Source organism: Rhizobium sp. LjRoot30, assembly GCF_964253915.1.
GTDB lineage: Bacteria > Pseudomonadota > Alphaproteobacteria > Rhizobiales > Rhizobiaceae > Metarhizobium.
In genome coordinates, this window is the sequence record NZ_CAXUSG020000005.1 from 71,341 (window position 1) to 89,238 (window position 17,898).

Genomic DNA, 17,898 nt, shown 5'->3' on the forward strand with positions numbered 1-17,898 from the left:
GGCGCTGTTTCCGACGGCACAGGCTGTCCCGGAACAAAAAAAGTCGGCCACGAGGGCCGACTTTCATGCGTAGGGATGATTGTGTTTCTCAGAAGAAACCGCGGCGCTGCCACCATCCGGCTTTTTTCGGCTTGGATGGCTCATCGTCGCCATTGCCGTCGGTTGCCTTGTTGGAGGTTACTACCGGTGCCGACGAGGAAACGTTGGACTCCCGGTTGGCGCGTGCCGGCTTGTCTGCGTCGCTGGTTTCGGCCGCCTGCGGTGCAGCGGCGTCTTCCGCCTGTTCCGGTTCGTCGGCAAGGGCTGCGGCATTGCCGGCAAGCACCTCTACTTCCTCGACGTCGACCGTCACCGCTTCGACGATCGGCTCTTCAACCGGCGACGGGGCGGCCTTCTTGCGGCTGCGGCGCGGCTTTGCGCCCTTCGGTTCCTCGACGACGACGGCTGCGGTTTCGACGGCAGCCATCGCGACCTGGGCTTCCACGGCCTCTTCCGCGACGCTTTCGACCAACTCGGCCGTTACGACAGGCTCCTGGCGGGCGGTTTCGTCGAGATCGGCATCACCTGCCTCGGCGTCATCCGTTTCGGCAGCTACACCTTCCACACCGTCTTCGTTTCGGCTGCGGCGTCCGCCGCGCTTGCCGCGACGACGGCGCTTGCGCTTGCCGTTTTCGTCAGACGCATTTGCCGTCGCGTCCTGCTCGGCGGCATTGTCGCCGTCTTCGTCCTCTTCGTCGCCGTCCTCATCGTCAGCTTCGCCGGCTGCGAAGGATTCCGAGCGGACTGCCTGCTCGTCACCGGCCGCGGGATTACCCTTGTTGCCACGACGGCGGCGGCGGCGCTTGCGCTTGCGGCCGTTCTGGTCGTCGCCGGTCGATGACTGCGGCTGCTCGGCAGCTTCCGCCTTCTCGACGATTTCTTCGTCTTCGTCCTCATCCGCCTCGATGACGATGTCGTCGTCGTCATCGTCCGGCTCGGGCGCGAACTGCAGCAGGCTCTCGATCTTGACGGGGTTTTCAACCGGCTCGCCACGCTCGATGTTGAAGTGCTGCGCGCCGACGGCACCGTCGGATTCGATGATGATCGAAACGCCGAAGCGGTTTTCGTAATCGACGATGGTGCCGCGCTTGTGGTTGAGCAGGTAGAGCGCCGTTTCCGGCGTGGTGCGCACGGTGATGTCGTGCGTCGTGTTCTTCAGCAGGTACTCCTCGATACCGCGCAGCACGTGCAGGGCGACGGAGGACTGCGAACGGACGTGGCCGGTGCCGGCGCAATGCGGGCAGACCTGTGTCGTCGATTCCAGCACCGAGGCGCGGATGCGCTGGCGCGACATTTCCAGAAGGCCGAAATGCGAGATGCGGCCGACCTGGATGCGGGCGCGGTCGTTCTTCAGGCAATCCTTGAGCTTCTTTTCGACGGAGCGGTTGTTGCGCTTCTCCTCCATGTCGATGAAGTCGATGACGATCAGGCCGGCAAGGTCGCGCAGGCGCAGCTGGCGGGCGACTTCTTCGGCCGCTTCCAGGTTGGTCTGCAGTGCCGTGTCCTCGATCGAATGCTCGCGGGTCGAACGGCCGGAGTTGACGTCGATGGCAACCAGCGCTTCCGTCTGGTTGATGATGATGTAACCGCCGGACTTCAGCGTCACCTGCGGCTGCAGCATGCGGTCGAGCTGCGCCTCGATGCCGGAGCGCGAGAAGATCGGATGCAGGTCTCGGTAAGGCTGGACCACCTTGGCGTGGCTCGGCATCAGCATCTTCATGAAGTCTTTCGCTTCACGATAGCCTTCTTCGCCGGCAACGATGATTTCGCCGATATCCTTGTTGTAGAGGTCGCGGATCGAACGCTTGATCAGCGAGCCTTCCTCGTAGACGAGGCACGGCGCGATCGAATTCAGCGTCAGCGTCCGGACGTTTTCCCACAGGCGCATCAGATATTCGAAATCGCGCTTGATCTCGACCTTGGTGCGGTTGGCGCCGGCGGTGCGCAGGATGACGCCCATGCCCAGCGGCACTTCCAGCGAGCGGGCGACTTCCTTGAGGCGCTTGCGGTCCTGCGGCTGGGTGATCTTGCGGGAAATGCCGCCGCCGCGCGCCGTGTTCGGCATCAGCACCGAATAGCGGCCGGCGAGCGACAGGTAGGTGGTCAGCGCCGCGCCCTTGTTGCCGCGCTCTTCCTTGGCGACCTGCACGAGCAGGATCTGGCGGCGCTTGATGACTTCCTGGATGCGGTACTGCTTGCGCGGCTTGCGGATGACACGATCCGGAACCTCTTCCATCGCGTCTTCGGCGCCGACCGACTCGATGACTTCCTTTTCGCCATCATCGTCGTCATCGTCATCGTCGTCATTGTGACGGCGGCCGCGGGCGTCTTCGGAAATGGAGTCGGAATCGACCATTGCCGCCATCTCGCCGGGCTTGCCGTCATCGTCCTCGCCTTCGGCGGGCGCTTCGACGCTTTCGACGGCCTCAGGGGCAGCTTCGGCAACGGCTTCCGCGGCCGGCTCTTCCGTCTTGCGCTTGGCGCGGCTGCGGCGCGGCTTGGCCTTCGGCTTGACGTCTTCTTCCGCGACGGCGGCTGCTTCGGCTTCGACCGGAGCGGTTTCGACAGCTACTTCTTCGGCAGCCGGTTCGTCGGCAGCGACGATGCCGATATCCGGCTGGTCTTCCTTGGCGAGATCAAGCGCCGTCTCGACATGCTCGATGTCGTCGTCCTTGCGATGCTCTTCAGCCTCGGCGCGCAACAGCGCCTGCCGGTCGGCAAGGGGGATCTGATAATAATCGGGGTGGATTTCGGCAAAGGCCAGGAAGCCGTGGCGATTGCCGCCGTAATCGACGAAGGCCGCCTGCAGGGAAGGTTCGACGCGGGTGACTTTCGCCAGGTAGATATTACCGCGGATCTGCTTCTTGTGCTGCGATTCGAAGTCGAATTCTTCTATGCGGTTGCCGCGTACGACAACAACGCGCGTCTCCTCTTCGTGAGACGCATCGATAAGCATTTTGTCTGCCATGTAGATTGTGCTCCTCGGCGCAGGTGCGAGCGAGCAGACCAATCACGCCTGGAGGCGAATTGGATATGCAAAGCGGCCGGTGCGCCGGAAATGATGATTCGCGTAACGGTCGGTTCCGAGGGCAGCAGCCAGACACTGTCGGGGGTGTTCTTTCCCCCGGGCCTGTTCATTTCTGACGAAAACTGCTGCAACGACATCAATGACCAAACGAGAACGACGATAACTTGAACCCATATCTGGGTCCGATGAATTTGCTCTGCGAGCAACGGTGGCATGCCACCGAGTAATTGCTTCCGGCCACCGCCGGCTCTTGATCCAGTTTCAGGTCGAGGTGCGGTGACGGCGGATGAAGCCCCCGTTTCCAGCGCCAGGTCCACTTACGGCTGGCTGCTCCTTCGGCGATTCTATCCCGTTAACACCTTAAACCTTCACCTGCGTTTTATGTTTTATCTGTCACAATAGCAAGGGAAAACCCAAGTTTGCCATAATATTGATGGATTCGCTCGCGGGCAGCAGTGGATAAATCCGTGCCGGAATGGCACAGGAGGATGGAGGCCAATTTCCGACACTTTTGATCGCTAGGTCGGTCGCCGCCGGACGGAACGGATAGCATCGGGGACCATGCGGAAGATTTTCAGCTGCGAAGGGTGGGGGATGAGGAGAGCGGGGCGTATTGGCAGGTTCGGCAGGCAACATCTGTCATTTGTCCTGTCGTTGCTCTTTTTCGCATTCGCTTCGTTTCCCGTAGTCGCAGAGGGGGAGACATCCGAACCGCTGCTCGCCTATGGCGCCCGCATCGCAGGCGACAACGCCCGCACGCGTATCGTCGTCGATTTCGACCGCGAACTAAAAATCTCCGTCCACTATGTTGCCGACCCGGTTCGGGTGATCGTCGATCTGCCGCGGACCGCATTCGGTTTTGCCGCGGACGATCTGGCGCCTCGTGGCCTGTTCACCGACATCCGCTACGGCGCAATGGACGAACACAGTGCGCGCATCGTGCTCACCGCCAGCCGCCCGGTGCGCCTCGCCATGGCGGAGGTGCAGCCCGATGAAACGGGCAAGGGATACCGGCTGGTGCTCGATGCCGAAACCGTGACGGATGCCGGTTTTGGCCAGCTGCTGAAGACACAGGATTGGCAGGATACGCTTCCCGCTGCAGAGGCGGAGACGGCGGTGCCATCCACTGCCGAGGCGCAGGACAGTCGCTTCGTCATCGCGGTGGATGCCGGCCATGGCGGGATCGATACCGGCGCTGTCGGCAGCGACTCGAAGACGGAGGAAAAGAACGTCACGCTTTCTTTCGCCCGTATTTTCGTCGAACGTCTCAACCGTGAACCGGGCATCGAGGCGTTTCTGACCCGGGACAAGGATGAATTCCTGTCCCTGTCCGAACGCGTGCAGATTGCTCGGGGACGCCATGCCAATCTGTTGATTTCGCTGCACGCCGACACGCTGCGCCAGCGCAATATCCGCGGCGCCACCGTCTACACCATCTCCGATACCGCTTCGGACAGCCTGGCGGCCGATCTCGCCAAGCGCGAAAACCTGTCCGACGAAATCGCCGGCGTGGCGTTGAGCAACGAGCCGGCCGCCGTCGCCGACATCCTTCTCGATCTGACCCGCCGCGAGACGCAGGCCTTTTCCATCGCCATGGCGCGGGCCGTTGTGTCCTCTTTCGAGGGCCAGGTATCGCTAATCAACAATCCGCATCGTTACGCCGGCTTCCGCGTGCTGCAGGCGCCGGACGTGCCGTCGATTCTGCTGGAACTCGGTTTTCTCTCCAATCTCGAAGACGAAAAGTTGCTGGTGGATGAAAAATGGCGGGAAAAAGTAGCCGATCTGCTGGCGGCGGCGGCTATGCGCTATCGCGAAAGAACCGTTTCTGGCGGGGGATGAGGCGGAGCAGGACCGTTGCTATACGGTCACTCTGCACAGAAATGGCGATTTAAGCCCTATTTTGCGCACATTCACGCCTTTAGTCCTAACCCATTGTAAACCCCGCGCGACTCGCGTCTCTGTTTCAGAGACTTGTCTTGCAAACGGGGATGTCTCGTGCAAAACGCGACCGAATATGCGATTGTGCTTTGGCACGCGCGAAGATTGGCGGAGGATGGAGCGTCCATGGCGTTTTCCAGTCCTGGAGACCGGTAGCTCAGACTATGATCAGACTGATTGGATATTTGTTCGGCATTGCCTGCGTCATGTTCTTCGGCGTGGCCGCCGTCGTGGCCGTCTACCTCAATGGCGTTTCCAAGGACCTGCCCGATTATGCCGTGCTGAACAGCTACGCGCCACCCGTCACCACCCGCGTCCACGCCGGCAACGGCGCGCTTATGGCCGAGTATGCCCGTGAACGCCGCCTGTTCCTGCCGATCCAGGCGATACCCGACCGTGTGAAGGCCGCCTTCCTCTCGGCAGAAGACAAGAATTTCTACAATCACCCCGGCGTCGACCTCTCCGGTCTGGCGCGCGCCATCCTGGTCAATATCCAGAACATGGGCTCCGGCCGCCGCCCCGTCGGCGCATCGACGATCACGCAGCAGGTGGCCAAGAACTTTCTCTTGACGGCCGACCAGACGTTTGACCGCAAGATCAAGGAGGCCATCCTCTCCTTCCGCATCGAGCAGGCCTACAGCAAAGACAAGATTCTCGAGCTTTATCTCAACGAGATCTTCTTCGGCATGAATTCCTACGGCATTGCCGGTGCCGCGCTGACCTATTTCGACAAGTCAGTGACGGAACTGACGATCGCCGAGGCCGCCTATCTTGCTTCGCTGCCGAAAGGCCCGTCGAACTATCATCCGTTCCGTCATGCGGAAGCCGCCCTCGAGCGCCGCAACTGGGTCATCGACCGCATGGTCGAGAACGGTTACGTCAGCCAGAGCGACGGCGCCGATGCCAAGAACCAGCCGCTCGGCGTGACGCTGCGCCGTGCCGGCTCCCACCTGTTCGCATCGGAATTTTTTTCCGAGGAAGTGCGCCGGCAGATCATCGAGCGTTATGGTGACAATGCGCTTTATGAGGGCGGCCTGTCCGTTCGCACCTCCCTTGATCCTGTCATCCAGACCTATGCCCGCAAAGCGTTGCATGACGGTTTGATCGGCTATGACGAGCGCCGCGGGTTTCACGGCCCGGTCGCGACGATCGACATGACGAAGGATTGGGGCGAGGAACTGGCAAAGGTGCCAGGCCTCAGCGACGTGCCGGAATGGCGCCTTGCCGTGGTCATCTCGGTTGACAAGAAAGTTGCAGAGATCGGCTTGCAGCCTGGCATGGAAGCCAACGGCAAGGTCAAGGCCGAGCGCAAGCTGGCGCGGATCGAAGCCGAAAACATGCAGTGGGCCTATCGCTCGTCCAAGGGTGACCGCAAGACGGCGAAGAGCCCGGACGGTGTGTTTTCGCCCGGCGATGTCGTCTATGTCGAGCCTATCGGCGATGCGGAGACGACCGACACCTTCCGCCTGCGGCAGCCGCCGAAGGTGCAGGGTGCGCTCGTCGCCATGGACCCGCATACGGGCCGTGTTCTCGCCATGGTCGGCGGCTTCTCTTATGCGCAGTCGGAATTCAACCGCGCAACACAGGCCAAGCGCCAGCCCGGTTCGTCCTTCAAGCCCTTCGTCTACGCCGCAGCCCTCGACAACGGTTATACGCCGGCCTCGGTCATCATGGACGCGCCGATCGAGATCGTCTCGGGCGGCACCGTATGGCGGCCGGAAAACTACGGCGGCGGTTCGGCTGGCCCGTCGACGTTGCGCCTCGGCATCGAGAAATCGCGTAACCTGATGACGGTGCGTCTTGCCAACGACATGGGCATGAACCTCGTTGCCGAATATGCTGAACGTTTTGGCATCTACGACAAGATGCCGCCGCTTCTCTCCATGTCGCTCGGCTCCGGTGAAACCACCGTCTTGCGCATGGTTTCTGCCTATTCGGTGCTGGCGAATGGCGGCAAGCAGATCAAGCCGTCGCTGATCGACCGCATCCAGGATCGCTATGGCAAGACGATCTTCCGTCACGAGGAGCGGGTCTGCGAAGGCTGCAATGCCGGCTCCTGGGACAATCAGGAAGAGCCGACCGTGGTCGATAATCGCGAGCAGGTTCTCGATCCGATGACGGCCTACCAGATCACTTCGATGATGGAAGGTGTCGTCACCCGCGGTACGGCCGGCGGCAAGATCAAGCTCGATCGCCCGGTTGCCGGCAAGACCGGCACGACCAACGACGAGAAGGACGCCTGGTTCGTCGGCTATACCGCCGATCTCGTCGCTGGTCTTTATATCGGCCTCGACAATCCGGCCCCGCTTGGCCGCGGTGCGACGGGTGGTTCGCTTTCCGCGCCGATCTTCAACGAGTTCATGCAGATGGCGGTGAAGGATACGCCGGTGACGAAGTTCATCCTGCCGGAAGGCATGACGCTGATCGCCGTCAACCGCAAGACCGGCATGCAGGCCTTCGAAGGCGATCCGGACACGATCATGGAAGCCTTCAAGCCCGGCACCGGCCCGGCCGACAGCTTCTCGGTGATCGGCATGGAGGGCACGGTGGATCCGGAAGAGATCCTGCGCACCTCGCCACAGGCCAACCAGGCCGTGACGTCGGGCAGCGGCGGCCTGTTCTAAACCACGACGGATGGGGCAAAGCAGGCTCCGGGTCTTTACATCCCGGGCCTGCGACACTATTCACGGGCAAACTTTTTCACAGAGGTAGCGAAGTCAGCATCATGCGTGCGGAAATCGAAAACGTTGTCGACGAAATCAAGCAGGCCATAAGCCTGCTGAGGAGGCATCTTTGACTGGGACCAGGCGATAAGACGACTGGACTGGTTGAACAACAAGGCAGAGGACCCGACCCTCTGGAACGACGCCTCCGAGGCGCAGAAGCTGATGCGCGAGCGCCAGCAGCTCGATGAAAGCATCGGCGGCGTCAAGCGTCTGGAGCAGCAGCTCCAGGACAATATCGAGCTGATCGCCATGGGCGAGGAAGAGGGCGATCAGGCGATCGTCACCGAGGCCGAGGATGTCCTCAAGGCGCTGAAGGCCGAATCCGGCAAGCTGCAGGTCGAAGCCATGCTGTCCGGCGAGGCCGACGGCAACGACACCTATCTCGAAGTGCATTCCGGCGCCGGCGGTACCGAAAGCCAGGACTGGGCCAACATGCTGTTGCGCATGTACAGCCGCTGGGCGGAAAAGCAGCGCTTCAAGGTGGAAGTGCTGGAAATACACGACGGCGAAGAAGCCGGCATCAAGTCCGCGACCATTCTCGTCAAGGGCCACAACGCCTATGGCTGGCTGAAGACGGAATCGGGCGTGCATCGCCTGGTGCGCATCTCGCCCTACGACAGCAACGCGCGGCGGCACACGTCGTTCTCGTCGATCTGGGTCTACCCGGTCGTCGACGACTCGATCAACATCGAGGTCAACGAAAGCGATTGCCGCATCGATACCTACCGTTCGTCGGGCGCCGGCGGCCAGCACGTCAACACCACCGATTCGGCGGTGCGCATCACGCACATGCCAACCGGCATCGTCGTGCAGTGCCAGCAGGAACGTTCGCAGCACAAGAACCGCGCCAAGGCCTGGGACATGCTGCGCGCCCGTCTCTACGAGGCGGAGCTGAAGAAGCGTGAAGATGCGGCCAATGCCGAGGCGGCCTCGAAGACCGATATCGGCTGGGGTCACCAGATCCGCTCCTACGTTTTGCAGCCGTACCAGCTGGTCAAGGACCTGCGGACCGGCGTCGAAAGCACGGCCCCCAGCGACGTTCTCGATGGCGACGTCAGCCCCTTCATGGAAGCAGCGCTCGCTCACCGCATCAGCGGCAAGGCGGATGCGGTCGTCGGCGATATCGACTGAACCGCTGCTTCACGGCAGACAAAGAAGAACGGCCGCCGGACATGGTCCGGCGGTCGTTCTCGTTTACGGGGTTGCGCCACCCGGACCGCATGCTATTCTTCCCGGTATGGGTTATGACTGGTCAGGAGCGCGCACCCGGCGCAGGAAGATATGGACGGCGATCGCCATTGCCGGCTCGACGGTCACGATCGCTTCCATGATGGCGTCCGCGCTGTTTTCGGCGCAGTGACAACAGCAGATCATCGCGTGGAGAGAGTGATGTTTGGCCGCATAGTGATGGCAGCGATCCTTCTTGCAGCATCGACCTCAGCCGTGATGGCGGAAACCATTTCCAAGAAAAACTTGCGCGCACTCAGCGGCATGGATCGGCGACTGGCGCTGTTGGGGGCTGCCGAAGCGGGTTGCAAACCGTCGCCGCTGAAAGTCTCCATCGTTACCCAGCCGTCGAATGGCAGCGTCGAGGTCAAGAAGGGCCTGTCCAAGCCCGGCGCCCTCAGCGAATGCCCGGCTTTGCGGGTGAGGGTGGAGGCGGTGATCTATCGCTCGAATGCCGGTTACTCCGGTAGCGATACGACGGTGGTACGGATCGAGGATCCGCGCGGCAACGTCCAGATCATGCAGTTCGAGATCGACGTCAAGGCCTCCGACATCGCGCCGATGTAAGCAATTCCGACCGGCGAATCAGTCTCTTTGCGAAGTGCCGAGAGACAGGTCGATTTTCAGCATCGACATGGAGGTTTTTGCGGTCGGCAAGCGGATCTCGTTGGCCTGTTCGCCAATGCGGCGGTTGCTTTTGACCGCGACACCCTATCAGTTCGTTGCGCGCTCGACGGTCATTTCGCCCAGGTCGTCTATCAGCACCGTCCAGCCTTCGGCTTCCCGCGCCTGTGGATCGGTCTTCAGGTAGACGGTTGCAAAAAGGCCGGGCTGGCTCGTCGGCCCAGAGGAGCTTTCCGGCCGGATGTCGGTGACGTACGGCTTGAGCACGGTCAGCTGTTCGATTTCGACACTGGACACCACCTGCGGGCCTGATGCGCCAAGCGTCATCTGCTGCAGGTAGACCTTGGCCGTGCGGTCCGGCTGCCGCACGGAGACGAGCTTGTAATAACCTTGGCGTTTGGTCGCCGTGTCCCCGGATGCTGTCCCGGTTTCCCCCGCATCCTCCCAGTATCCGCTGCTGACGACAAAGGTCACGGTCGCGGGCAGGGCGTCGATGTCTTCGGCGGCGACGGTGCCGGCACCCAAAAGCAGCGCGGCACAGAGCAGCGCGCACCACATTTTCGGTTTCGTTGCCGTTGTTTTCACCAAAAATCCCTTCGTCATGTCGGAAACTGTTCTGCAAGAATGCGATCCGACCAGGAGCGGTCGGGATCGGAGAGAATGCGTGCCGTCGTATCGTCGGTCTGGGCGATACGGACATGAATCACGGTCTTCGCCTCGGTGTAGTCGGCCACGGCATTCACCGGCCGCTTGGCATGTTCCAGAACATGAATGTCCACCGTGACCTTGTTCGGCAAAAGCGCGCCGCGCCAACTGCGCGGGCGAAACGGGCTGACCGGTGTAAGGGCGAGAAGCGGGGCATCGAGCGGCAGGATCGGTCCATGGGCGGAGAGATTGTAGGCGGTCGAACCTGCCGGCGTCGCCACCATGACGCCGTCACAGATCAGCTCCTCCAGCCGGGTCTTGCCGTCAATATCGACCTTGAGTTTTGCCGCCTGATGCGACTGCCGGAACAGCGCCACCTCGTTGATCGCCAGCGCCATGGATTGCGAGCCGTCCAGGTGAGTCGCGGTCATGCGCAATGGCTGGATCTCGTTCGCCACCGCTTTCGAGATTCGTTCCTGCAGATTGACCGTATTATAGTCGTTCATGAGAAACCCGACGGAACCGCGGTTCATGCCGTAGACCAGCTTGCCGGAATTCATCGTGCCGTGCAACGTCTGCAGCATGAAACCGTCGCCGCCGAGAGCGACGATGACATCGGCCTCTTCCGGATCGGAATTCCCATAGATGCGAATCAATTCGTCGCAAGCCGCCTGGGCGCCATCGGCCGTCGAGGCCAGGAAAGAAAGCAGATAGGGCGATCGAGCCATGAACCGGTCCTTTGACGAGCGCTCCTTGGTATCGATAAACCGCTTTTGCGACAAGACGTTTCGCGCCGGGAGCCGATGCCGATACGGTGCGAAAAACAAACAGTTACGTCCATCATTCCAGTTTTGGCTTTACACGATGCGAAAATCTGCTAACTGGACGTCACCAATGCCCTTGTAGCTCAGTTGGTAGAGCACCTGATTTGTAATCAGGGGGTCGCGGGTTCGAATCCTGCCGGGGGCACCATTTTTTCCCGAATTTTTTAATCGAGATATCGCTTCGGCTGATTGTCCGTATCCAACGGTAAAATCACCGAATTCGCTCTAAGCCGAAATCAGGCAGAAGTGCCACTGATCTCCGCCGTGCAGATGTCACGAGCCGCTTCTCATCGGAAGAATTGCGGAGTTTGCGGGGTGGATATGATGCGCACCGTGCAGCGAAGGTGCCCTTGGGAGCGTGACGCGGTGAGATCACAGGTAGCTTCAGCAGAGTGACGAGTGCGCGATTGGGGTGCGCGCACTCGTCTATATGTTCAGCGCAGCAGATCGCGCAAGAAGATAGCGTTTTCGTTGGTCCGGCTCAGGATCGACACGCTCGCCTGCTGGCGGATTTGATCCAACGCCAGATTGGCCGTTTCACGTACTACCTCGATGTCCATAATGCTGCTTGTCGACTGAGAAAGCTGGCTGGCATTCAGTGCGCGGCTTTGCATGTCGTAGTTCAACACAGATTGAGTTGCGCCGACGGTTGCTCGCGCTGAACTGACGCCGTCGATCATGCCTTTCAGCGCGACCACCATGTCAGTGGCTTCTTCGACAGTCGTCTCCGCGGTAATTTTCATTTCCTTGGACGATGCCGGAGTATTGCCTGACGACAGCAGGTGATAATCGCCATAGGACCGCGTGAGGATACCATCCTCTGCGTTGCTGCTGTAGAGCGCGTTCTTGCTCAGATCGATCTGTTCGGTCGCGGTTTCGGAGGTCCTATACGTCAACACCCCTGTCGCCCCTTCCGACACGCTGAGCAATTTTTCGCCATTGAAAGAGGTGTTCTTCGAAATAGATTCGATAGCCGACTTTACCTTCGAAAACTCGGCTCCGATGTTTTCTTTCTGGGCAGCGCTCGTGGTTCCGTTGGCCGCCTGCTGTGCCAGTAGCAGCATTCGCTGCAGCGAGTCTGTCGTAGAAGATAGTGCGCTGTCCGCGACGCTTAGCATATTGGTGACATCGTGGGCCGAGTTCCCGGCGAAAGACGATGATTGGCCCAATGTCCCAGATCCAGCTAGAGCTGCAGCTAAACGTTCAGCTGGATCTGAGCCAGAGATCCGCAGTCCAGCCGACAACCTGGTCATGCTGTTGGCCAGGGAATTGGCTGTCTTCGACAGATTGTATTGGGCGTTCAAGCTGGCAATGTTCGTATTGATGGAAAGGGGCATGTTTTCTCTCGATTTGAATAACATCTTGAATAAAGAGCGGCGTCATGCCGAAAACCGCGCTCTGTCATTTGCGCGCTGCGTATCGCAAGGGACATAAAGCACACCAAGCATTTTTATTGCCTGTATTGATTTGATTGAATTTTATGGAATTTTACTTTTTTACTGATGGGATATTCAACAGAAGCGTCTGTTGTTCCACCTGGCTCAAAGCAGGCTGACTGGGCGCCCCCACACGTGCACCGATATGGCTGGGATTGCATGTGGCTATCGGTTCGATGTCGCGCGCTGATCCTTGGGTTGGGTGCACGCCTTGTCCGATGGTGGAAATCGCCGCAGTAAAATTTCAGGTATTTAGCCTCGTTGTGGACATATTCCCGATATAGAGAGAAGAAATGTAATGCCTATCGAGGGGCGGTTTGATCGAAAATCGGTCGTTACCCTTGTCTTTTCCTCGAAAAGCACTACGTCTCATATATCGAACTTTGCTAGAGACTCTTGTACGACGCCTTTCTACGGCTCTTTCCGATCTCCTCTCATCGTCGATCTATCATGGCCAATCTGGCCAGTTCTCCAGCGATTGAAAGGAAATCGTTATGAATACAGGTACCGTAAAGTGGTTCAACAGCACCAAGGGTTTTGGCTTCATTCAGCCCGACAACGGCGGCACGGACGTCTTCGTTCACATTTCTGCCGTTGAGCGTTCCGGCATCCGGAACCTCGTCGAAGGCCAGAAGATCCGTTACGACATCGTACAGGATCGCCGTTCGGGCAAGAATTCTGCGGACAATCTGCAGGCTGCTTAATTCGATCGTTGTCCCGCGTGACCACGGATGTACTGGCACGCTTGAGACGATGACGTCGGAAGGTCGGGGTCTCCCCGGCCTTTTTGTTTTTTATTTCGGCCCAATTCCATTGCTTGAAAGGAAACGTTTTGCAGATACTCGTGCGTGACAACAATGTCGAACAAGCCCTCCGAGCCCTGAAGCGCAAGATGCAGCGTGAAGGCATATTTCGTGAAATGCGCGCCCGGACCGCCTATGAAAAGCCGTCCGTGAAGCGGGCGCGGGAAAAGCAGGAAGCTGTTCGCCGCGCGCGGAAACTGGCGGTCAAGCGGGCACAGCGCGAAGGTCTTCTCCCGGCGCCCAAGAAGAAAATTGTCACGCGTAGCAGATAAGGGTAGGGCAACAGAGGAGAGCCGTGATGGTCGACAAAGATCAGTTGTTCAACCCCGTGAAAATGTCGGCCCAAGCCAAAGCGGCACAAACCGACAAGACGGCAAAAGATATCCTGGCTGCCGAAGCGGCCGCGCGTGCGGCCAAGACGGCAAAACTTCGTTCGGCGCGCCTCGATCAGGCTCCCGTGCCCGACACCGGCGAGAACGGTAAAGCCACACGCCGGACCAAGGCAAAATAATCCCGGCATCGCCGTCCTCGGAAAAATCTCAGATCATGGGCACGGCTGAAAGCAGGATGCAGGCAGTCTGGCCCCAGCTGCGCGGCGCATTCATCAGTTTCTGGTAGAATTTCCTGGCGGCGCGCAGCAGCGTGTGTGTCAGCACCGCCAGTTTGCCGGGAACGCTACGCGGCCGTTCGATCATGTAGATCGTCGTCGGGATCGTGCCGAACTCCCGTTTATAGGGTTCGTCGCCGATAGTGAAATCGAACACCTTGTCTTCCGCCGCAATGCGTTTTTCGATCAGGCTGTCGAGAAACACGAATCCCGGCGAGTGACGGCCATAATTCTCGTAGTCGCAACCGATCAGCAGCATGTGGTACCGGCCGGCATGGGTCAGTCCGAAGATTCGGCCGATGGGTGCGCCGTCGCACGTCATCATGCTTGTATGCGACAGGCCGGCGTCGGCGCCATTGCAGGCCACCGTCGAATAGAAGTCGCGCACTGCCTGCCGGTTGAGCGGATCGTTCTTGAAACGGCCGCGCCGGACCTCGGCAAGGCCGACCAAGGCCTGCCGGATGTCCGTGCGATCGGCGATTTCCTTGAGTTGCACATCCCCAGAGCGGAAAAGGCGGCGCTTCTTTCGATCGAGATATCGGCGAAAGCTGGTGGTCATCGCGCCGGCGCGCCAGCTCTGATGGTCGCCGCCGAGGGGCGTGCTGTGCGCGGTAAAATCGTGCTGGCGGAAATTGGCGGGGAAAAACAAGGCCCACTGGCTGATGTCCCGTTTGCGGATATGCCGGATGCGCAGGATGTCGTGATCCGGCAAAAGTGCGGCAATCCTTTCCTTCAACTCGTCCATCCGCCTCAGGCTGCGGCGGTTGTCGCGACGAACGACAGGGGCGTTGTAATCGCTGACACCGAGATCCGCCGGCTCGATGACCGAGAGGCCGCTGACGGTGCGGACCACCAGCGGCAGCAGAAATTGCAATTGACCGCCGCCGTCGTAGCCGCAGATGATCAGCGGTCGTGCCTTGGCGTCGTGAAGCAGGTGGTCGTAGATCGCCTGCAGCCAGACCGGATGCTGGAAGACCGTCGCGCCGCTTTCTCCGAACAGCTTTCCGTAGGGCTCGCCGGTGAAATCGAAGCCCTCGAGACGTTCCAGACGCAGGCCCTCCAGAGCGTCGTCGCGGTTGACGTGCGGCAAGATCATGATTCCCGTTTCAATTTTAAAGTTAGCTTAGCATCCGCCGGGCCGGCCTGCGTTCAAAAGCTTTTATTAACGTTAAAACCTCATGGCACCTGTGATGGTTGCAAAGGCGTGGCAACGGTACGCATTGCAATCTTGCAGCTTTTGCGGCGATAGTCGCGCTTGATCGGCGTGTGGCGCCGCGGTTCTTTTGGGGAGACGTGCATGCGTGTAAAAGCCCTCTTGCTGCTGGGCATCCTAGGCGGCATTGCCGCGCCGGTTCTGGCGGAAGAACTGGGGCCGTTCGACGAACCGGTCAGCGAGGAAACGCTGGAATTGCCGGCCAGCGATCTCAATCCCGATGCCAAGCCCCAAGTTGCCTGCAGCCGGTTCGCTGCCTTTGCGGTCAAGGAAGTCGATATCGGCGAGGTCGGTGCCGAGAAACTGTCGCTGATGGCGCCGACAGATGCCTGCACTGTCGATACGCCCGGCGAAAAGATCGTCAAGGACGACGCGGCAGGCTATTTCCTGGGTGTTTCCGGCGACTACGTGTTTTTCCAGGCGCCCGATGGCTGGAACGGCGGGTTGCCCTTCGTCGTCTACGACCGCCGGACGGCGGGGCGGCTTTTCGACGATGCCTTTGCCGGTGATGGATTTACCGAGATCAAGGCCGCTGCCGATACGCTGATGTTGCGCTACCGGCGGTCTATGACGACGGAATGTTCGCTGTACAAGGATACCGGCAGCTGCGCCGCCGCGATCGCCGCGAAAACCGGACTGACGGCAAAACGCATTCCCGATTGCACGGCAGTTTACGAAGCGGAAAAGAAGCGTACGCCGGATTTTACGTCCGAGATCGAGAAACTGCCGACGGTTATCAACTATCCCGTCGAGATGCAGTGGACCAGCGGCAAGGCAACGTTTTCGCCGATGGACGGGGACGTGACCTGCAACCTGCCGTCCTGACCGACGCGCCAGCCGGAGAGGCCGGCGCGCGGTATTGTCCCGCCGGGCGGCGGCTTATCGTTTCAGGTGCCGTCGCGTTGCATAAAGCGCGATGGCGGCTGCGTTCGAAACGTTGAGCGACTTGATCCGGCCGGGCATGTCGAGCCGCGCCAGGGTGTTGACTGTCTCGCGGGTCTTCTGACGCAGGCCCTTGCCTTCTGCGCCGAGCACCAGGGCGACCTTTTCGCCTGCAAGACTTTCTTCCAGCGGGGCGGGGCCTTCCGAATCGAGGCCGACGGTATGGAAACCGAGCTCGTGCAGCTCGCCGAGCGTATCTGCCAGGTTGGTGATCTGGATATAGGGAATCATTTCCAGCGCGCCGGAGGCCGATTTGGCGAGCACGCCCGATTCGGTCGGGCTATGGCGCATCGTCGTGATGACCGCTCCGGCGTCGAAAGCGACGGCCGAGCGCATCAGGGCGCCGACATTGTGCGGATCGGTCACCTGATCGAGAACCAGGAGCAGCGGGCTTTGTTTCAAAGCCTCTAGGCGGCGAACGGGCAGGGGACGGGTTTCGAGCATGACGCCCTGATGAATCGCCTCGGGGCCGAGGATCTTGTCGATATCCTGCGGCGAGACCATCTGCACGGGAATGCCAAGGGCCTCTGCGTCGATGTCCAGCCGTGCCAACGCATTCTGGGTCACCGACAACTGGATGTTCTTGCGCTCCGGGTTTTCAAGAGCGGCGCGAACCGTGTGCAGGCCATAAAGAAAGACCTGGTTGGCTTCGAGCGCCGGCGGCTTCCAGTCATCGCTGCCGGGGCGTTTGCGCTTCTGTTTCTGAGGGGTCGGGATTTCGCCGCGCTCGCGTTTGGCGTCGCGGTGGGCGCGGCGCAGCGTGGCGTAGTGGGTGTCCCGGGCGGACGGGTCTTTATCTTTGCTCATGCGGTCTTATAGCGGCGCGCGGCTCCAGCGCATAGTCCCGTCTATTAAGGGCCTTTCCACAGGGCTTGAAATTTTTCAGCAATTTTCCACTGTCATCGTGTTGACAGAAACGGAACGGGCGGTCATATACGCGGCGCAGACGACGGGCGGCAACGCTTCACAGTCTAGCAAACTTGGTCGACCGATCCGGACGAATACTGGAGAGATGCCCGAGTGGTTAAAGGGGACGGACTGTAAATCCGTTGGCTCAGCCTACGTTGGTTCAAATCCAACTCTCTCCACCATTCGTTCCAGATCGGACCATCCCCGCGGGTATAGCTCAATGGTAGAGCAGCAGCCTTCCAAGCTGAATACGCGGGTTCGATTCCCGCTACCCGCTCCAGCCTTGACCCCAAAAATAGTAGCGCATTGAACGGCATCGTAGCGATGTCTGTCGTGGGTTCTTAATATCTTTCCGGATAGGTCTTCTCCCGCAGAACATTTTCGTTCTCCAGTTTTGGGATCCGACTTATGAAAAAGACAATTTTCGCCGCTGCTCTGGCAGCCATGCTCCTTCCGTCTGTCTCCTTTGCCGCTACACTCCATTTCCCCAGTGACGACCCGGTCGCCGAGATCACGATCCCGGATGCCTGGAACCCGAAGGAAACCGACAGCGGCATCGACGCCACCTCGGACGACAACTCGATCTATCTGTCGATCGACGTTGCCTCGGCCGGGACGTCCGACAAGGTCATCGATGACGTCTTTAAGTTTCTCGCCGACAACGGCGTGACGGTCGATCCGGCCACCCAGAAGCAGTCCGAGGACGAGATCAACGGCATGACCATGACCAGCTTCGACTGGAGCGGCACCGACAAGGACGGCGACGTTTCGATCAGTGTTGCGCTTGTCGCTCCGAAGCCGGACAAGCTGCTGGTCATTACCTATTGGGGCACGAAGGGCGAGCAGGAAAAGAATGCTGCGGCATTGGTTGCCCTGATCACGTCGCTGAAGCCCGCGAACTAAATCTGAACTGCATGCCGCGTACGGCCTCCGGCCG

At 60.0% G+C, this 17,898-nt stretch carries 15 protein-coding genes and 3 tRNA genes; 12 read left to right on the forward strand and 6 right to left on the reverse strand.

Annotated features, from left to right (window positions below; translation table 11 throughout):
- Nucleotides 1-88: 88 nt before the first annotated feature.
- The gene (locus tag ACSQ3I_RS12095; protein WP_435999153.1) at nt 89-3,007 is read right to left on the reverse strand and encodes an Rne/Rng family ribonuclease; all 2,919 of its coding nucleotides are present in this window, start codon (nt 3,005-3,007) and stop codon (nt 89-91) included.
- Between the two features lie 621 nt (nt 3,008-3,628).
- On the opposite strand from ACSQ3I_RS12095, the gene ACSQ3I_RS12100 reads away from it, so the two are divergent.
- The 4 genes from ACSQ3I_RS12100 to ACSQ3I_RS12115 all read left to right on the forward strand — a co-directional run bounded on the left by ACSQ3I_RS12100 (nt 3,629) and on the right by ACSQ3I_RS12115 (nt 9,525).
- Complete coding sequence (locus ACSQ3I_RS12100) at nt 3,629-4,906, forward strand: N-acetylmuramoyl-L-alanine amidase (protein WP_435999155.1); 1,278 nt, start codon at nt 3,629-3,631, stop codon at nt 4,904-4,906.
- 263 nt (nt 4,907-5,169) lie between these two features.
- Nucleotides 5,170-7,629: a penicillin-binding protein 1A gene (locus ACSQ3I_RS12105; protein WP_435999157.1), complete on the forward strand. Its 2,460-nt coding sequence runs from the start codon at nt 5,170-5,172 to the stop codon at nt 7,627-7,629.
- Nucleotides 7,630-7,730: 101 nt separating this feature from the next.
- A protein-coding gene (gene prfB, locus ACSQ3I_RS12110) for a peptide chain release factor 2 (protein ID WP_435999159.1) occupies nt 7,731-8,862 on the forward strand; the annotation gives its coding sequence in 2 pieces (ribosomal slippage) (nt 7,731-7,799 and nt 7,801-8,862; 1,131 coding nt in all).
- A 258-nt stretch (nt 8,863-9,120) separates the two neighbouring features.
- Complete coding sequence (locus ACSQ3I_RS12115) at nt 9,121-9,525, forward strand: hypothetical protein (protein ID WP_435999161.1); 405 nt, start codon at nt 9,121-9,123, stop codon at nt 9,523-9,525.
- A gap of 147 nt (nt 9,526-9,672) precedes the next feature.
- Here ACSQ3I_RS12115 and ACSQ3I_RS12120 read toward each other — a convergent pair whose 3' ends face one another.
- Together ACSQ3I_RS12120 and ACSQ3I_RS12125 are read right to left on the reverse strand one after the other, a co-directional pair.
- The gene (locus ACSQ3I_RS12120) at nt 9,673-10,140 is read right to left on the reverse strand and encodes a hypothetical protein (protein ID WP_435999660.1); all 468 of its coding nucleotides are present in this window, start codon (nt 10,138-10,140) and stop codon (nt 9,673-9,675) included.
- Between the two features lie 41 nt (nt 10,141-10,181).
- Nucleotides 10,182-10,955 (reverse strand): NAD kinase, encoded by a 774-nt coding sequence (locus tag ACSQ3I_RS12125; protein WP_435999163.1) that lies wholly within the window; start codon nt 10,953-10,955, stop codon nt 10,182-10,184.
- A 168-nt stretch (nt 10,956-11,123) separates the two neighbouring features.
- Here ACSQ3I_RS12125 and ACSQ3I_RS12130 point away from each other — a divergent pair.
- A tRNA-Thr gene (locus tag ACSQ3I_RS12130) sits at nt 11,124-11,199 on the forward strand.
- Between the two features lie 286 nt (nt 11,200-11,485).
- On the opposite strand, the gene ACSQ3I_RS12135 is transcribed toward ACSQ3I_RS12130, so the two are convergent.
- Nucleotides 11,486-12,388 (reverse strand): flagellin, encoded by a 903-nt coding sequence (locus ACSQ3I_RS12135; protein WP_435999165.1) that lies wholly within the window; start codon nt 12,386-12,388, stop codon nt 11,486-11,488.
- Between the two features lie 593 nt (nt 12,389-12,981).
- On the opposite strand from ACSQ3I_RS12135, the gene ACSQ3I_RS12140 reads away from it, so the two are divergent.
- From ACSQ3I_RS12140 to ACSQ3I_RS12150, 3 genes are all read left to right on the forward strand, one after another.
- The gene (locus tag ACSQ3I_RS12140; RefSeq protein ID WP_435999167.1) at nt 12,982-13,191 is read left to right on the forward strand and encodes a cold-shock protein; all 210 of its coding nucleotides are present in this window, start codon (nt 12,982-12,984) and stop codon (nt 13,189-13,191) included.
- Between the two features lie 128 nt (nt 13,192-13,319).
- Nucleotides 13,320-13,562, forward strand: a complete 243-nt coding sequence (gene rpsU, locus ACSQ3I_RS12145; RefSeq protein WP_435999168.1) for a 30S ribosomal protein S21 — start codon at nt 13,320-13,322, stop codon at nt 13,560-13,562.
- A 26-nt stretch (nt 13,563-13,588) separates the two neighbouring features.
- The gene (locus ACSQ3I_RS12150; protein ID WP_435999170.1) at nt 13,589-13,801 is read left to right on the forward strand and encodes a hypothetical protein; all 213 of its coding nucleotides are present in this window, start codon (nt 13,589-13,591) and stop codon (nt 13,799-13,801) included.
- A 28-nt stretch (nt 13,802-13,829) separates the two neighbouring features.
- Here the strand turns inward: ACSQ3I_RS12150 and ACSQ3I_RS12155 are convergent, their stop codons facing one another.
- The gene (locus ACSQ3I_RS12155; RefSeq protein ID WP_435999172.1) at nt 13,830-14,993 is read right to left on the reverse strand and encodes a GNAT family N-acetyltransferase; all 1,164 of its coding nucleotides are present in this window, start codon (nt 14,991-14,993) and stop codon (nt 13,830-13,832) included.
- A 201-nt stretch (nt 14,994-15,194) separates the two neighbouring features.
- Between ACSQ3I_RS12155 and ACSQ3I_RS12160 the strand changes: the two genes are divergently transcribed.
- Nucleotides 15,195-15,935, forward strand: a complete 741-nt coding sequence (locus ACSQ3I_RS12160; RefSeq protein ID WP_435999174.1) for a hypothetical protein — start codon at nt 15,195-15,197, stop codon at nt 15,933-15,935.
- 54 nt (nt 15,936-15,989) lie between these two features.
- Here ACSQ3I_RS12160 and rlmB read toward each other — a convergent pair whose 3' ends face one another.
- Nucleotides 15,990-16,859: a 23S rRNA (guanosine(2251)-2'-O)-methyltransferase RlmB gene (rlmB, locus tag ACSQ3I_RS12165; RefSeq protein WP_435999176.1), complete on the reverse strand. Its 870-nt coding sequence runs from the start codon at nt 16,857-16,859 to the stop codon at nt 15,990-15,992.
- Between the two features lie 199 nt (nt 16,860-17,058).
- On the opposite strand from rlmB, the gene ACSQ3I_RS12170 reads away from it, so the two are divergent.
- The 3 genes from ACSQ3I_RS12170 (at nt 17,059) to ACSQ3I_RS12180 (ending at nt 17,864) form a co-directional block, all read left to right on the forward strand.
- Nucleotides 17,059-17,143: transfer RNA gene (locus ACSQ3I_RS12170), tRNA-Tyr, on the forward strand.
- Between the two features lie 24 nt (nt 17,144-17,167).
- Nucleotides 17,168-17,241: transfer RNA gene (locus tag ACSQ3I_RS12175), tRNA-Gly, on the forward strand.
- A gap of 128 nt (nt 17,242-17,369) precedes the next feature.
- Nucleotides 17,370-17,864: a histidine kinase gene (locus tag ACSQ3I_RS12180; protein WP_435999178.1), complete on the forward strand. Its 495-nt coding sequence runs from the start codon at nt 17,370-17,372 to the stop codon at nt 17,862-17,864.
- Nucleotides 17,865-17,898 lie beyond the last annotated feature (34 nt).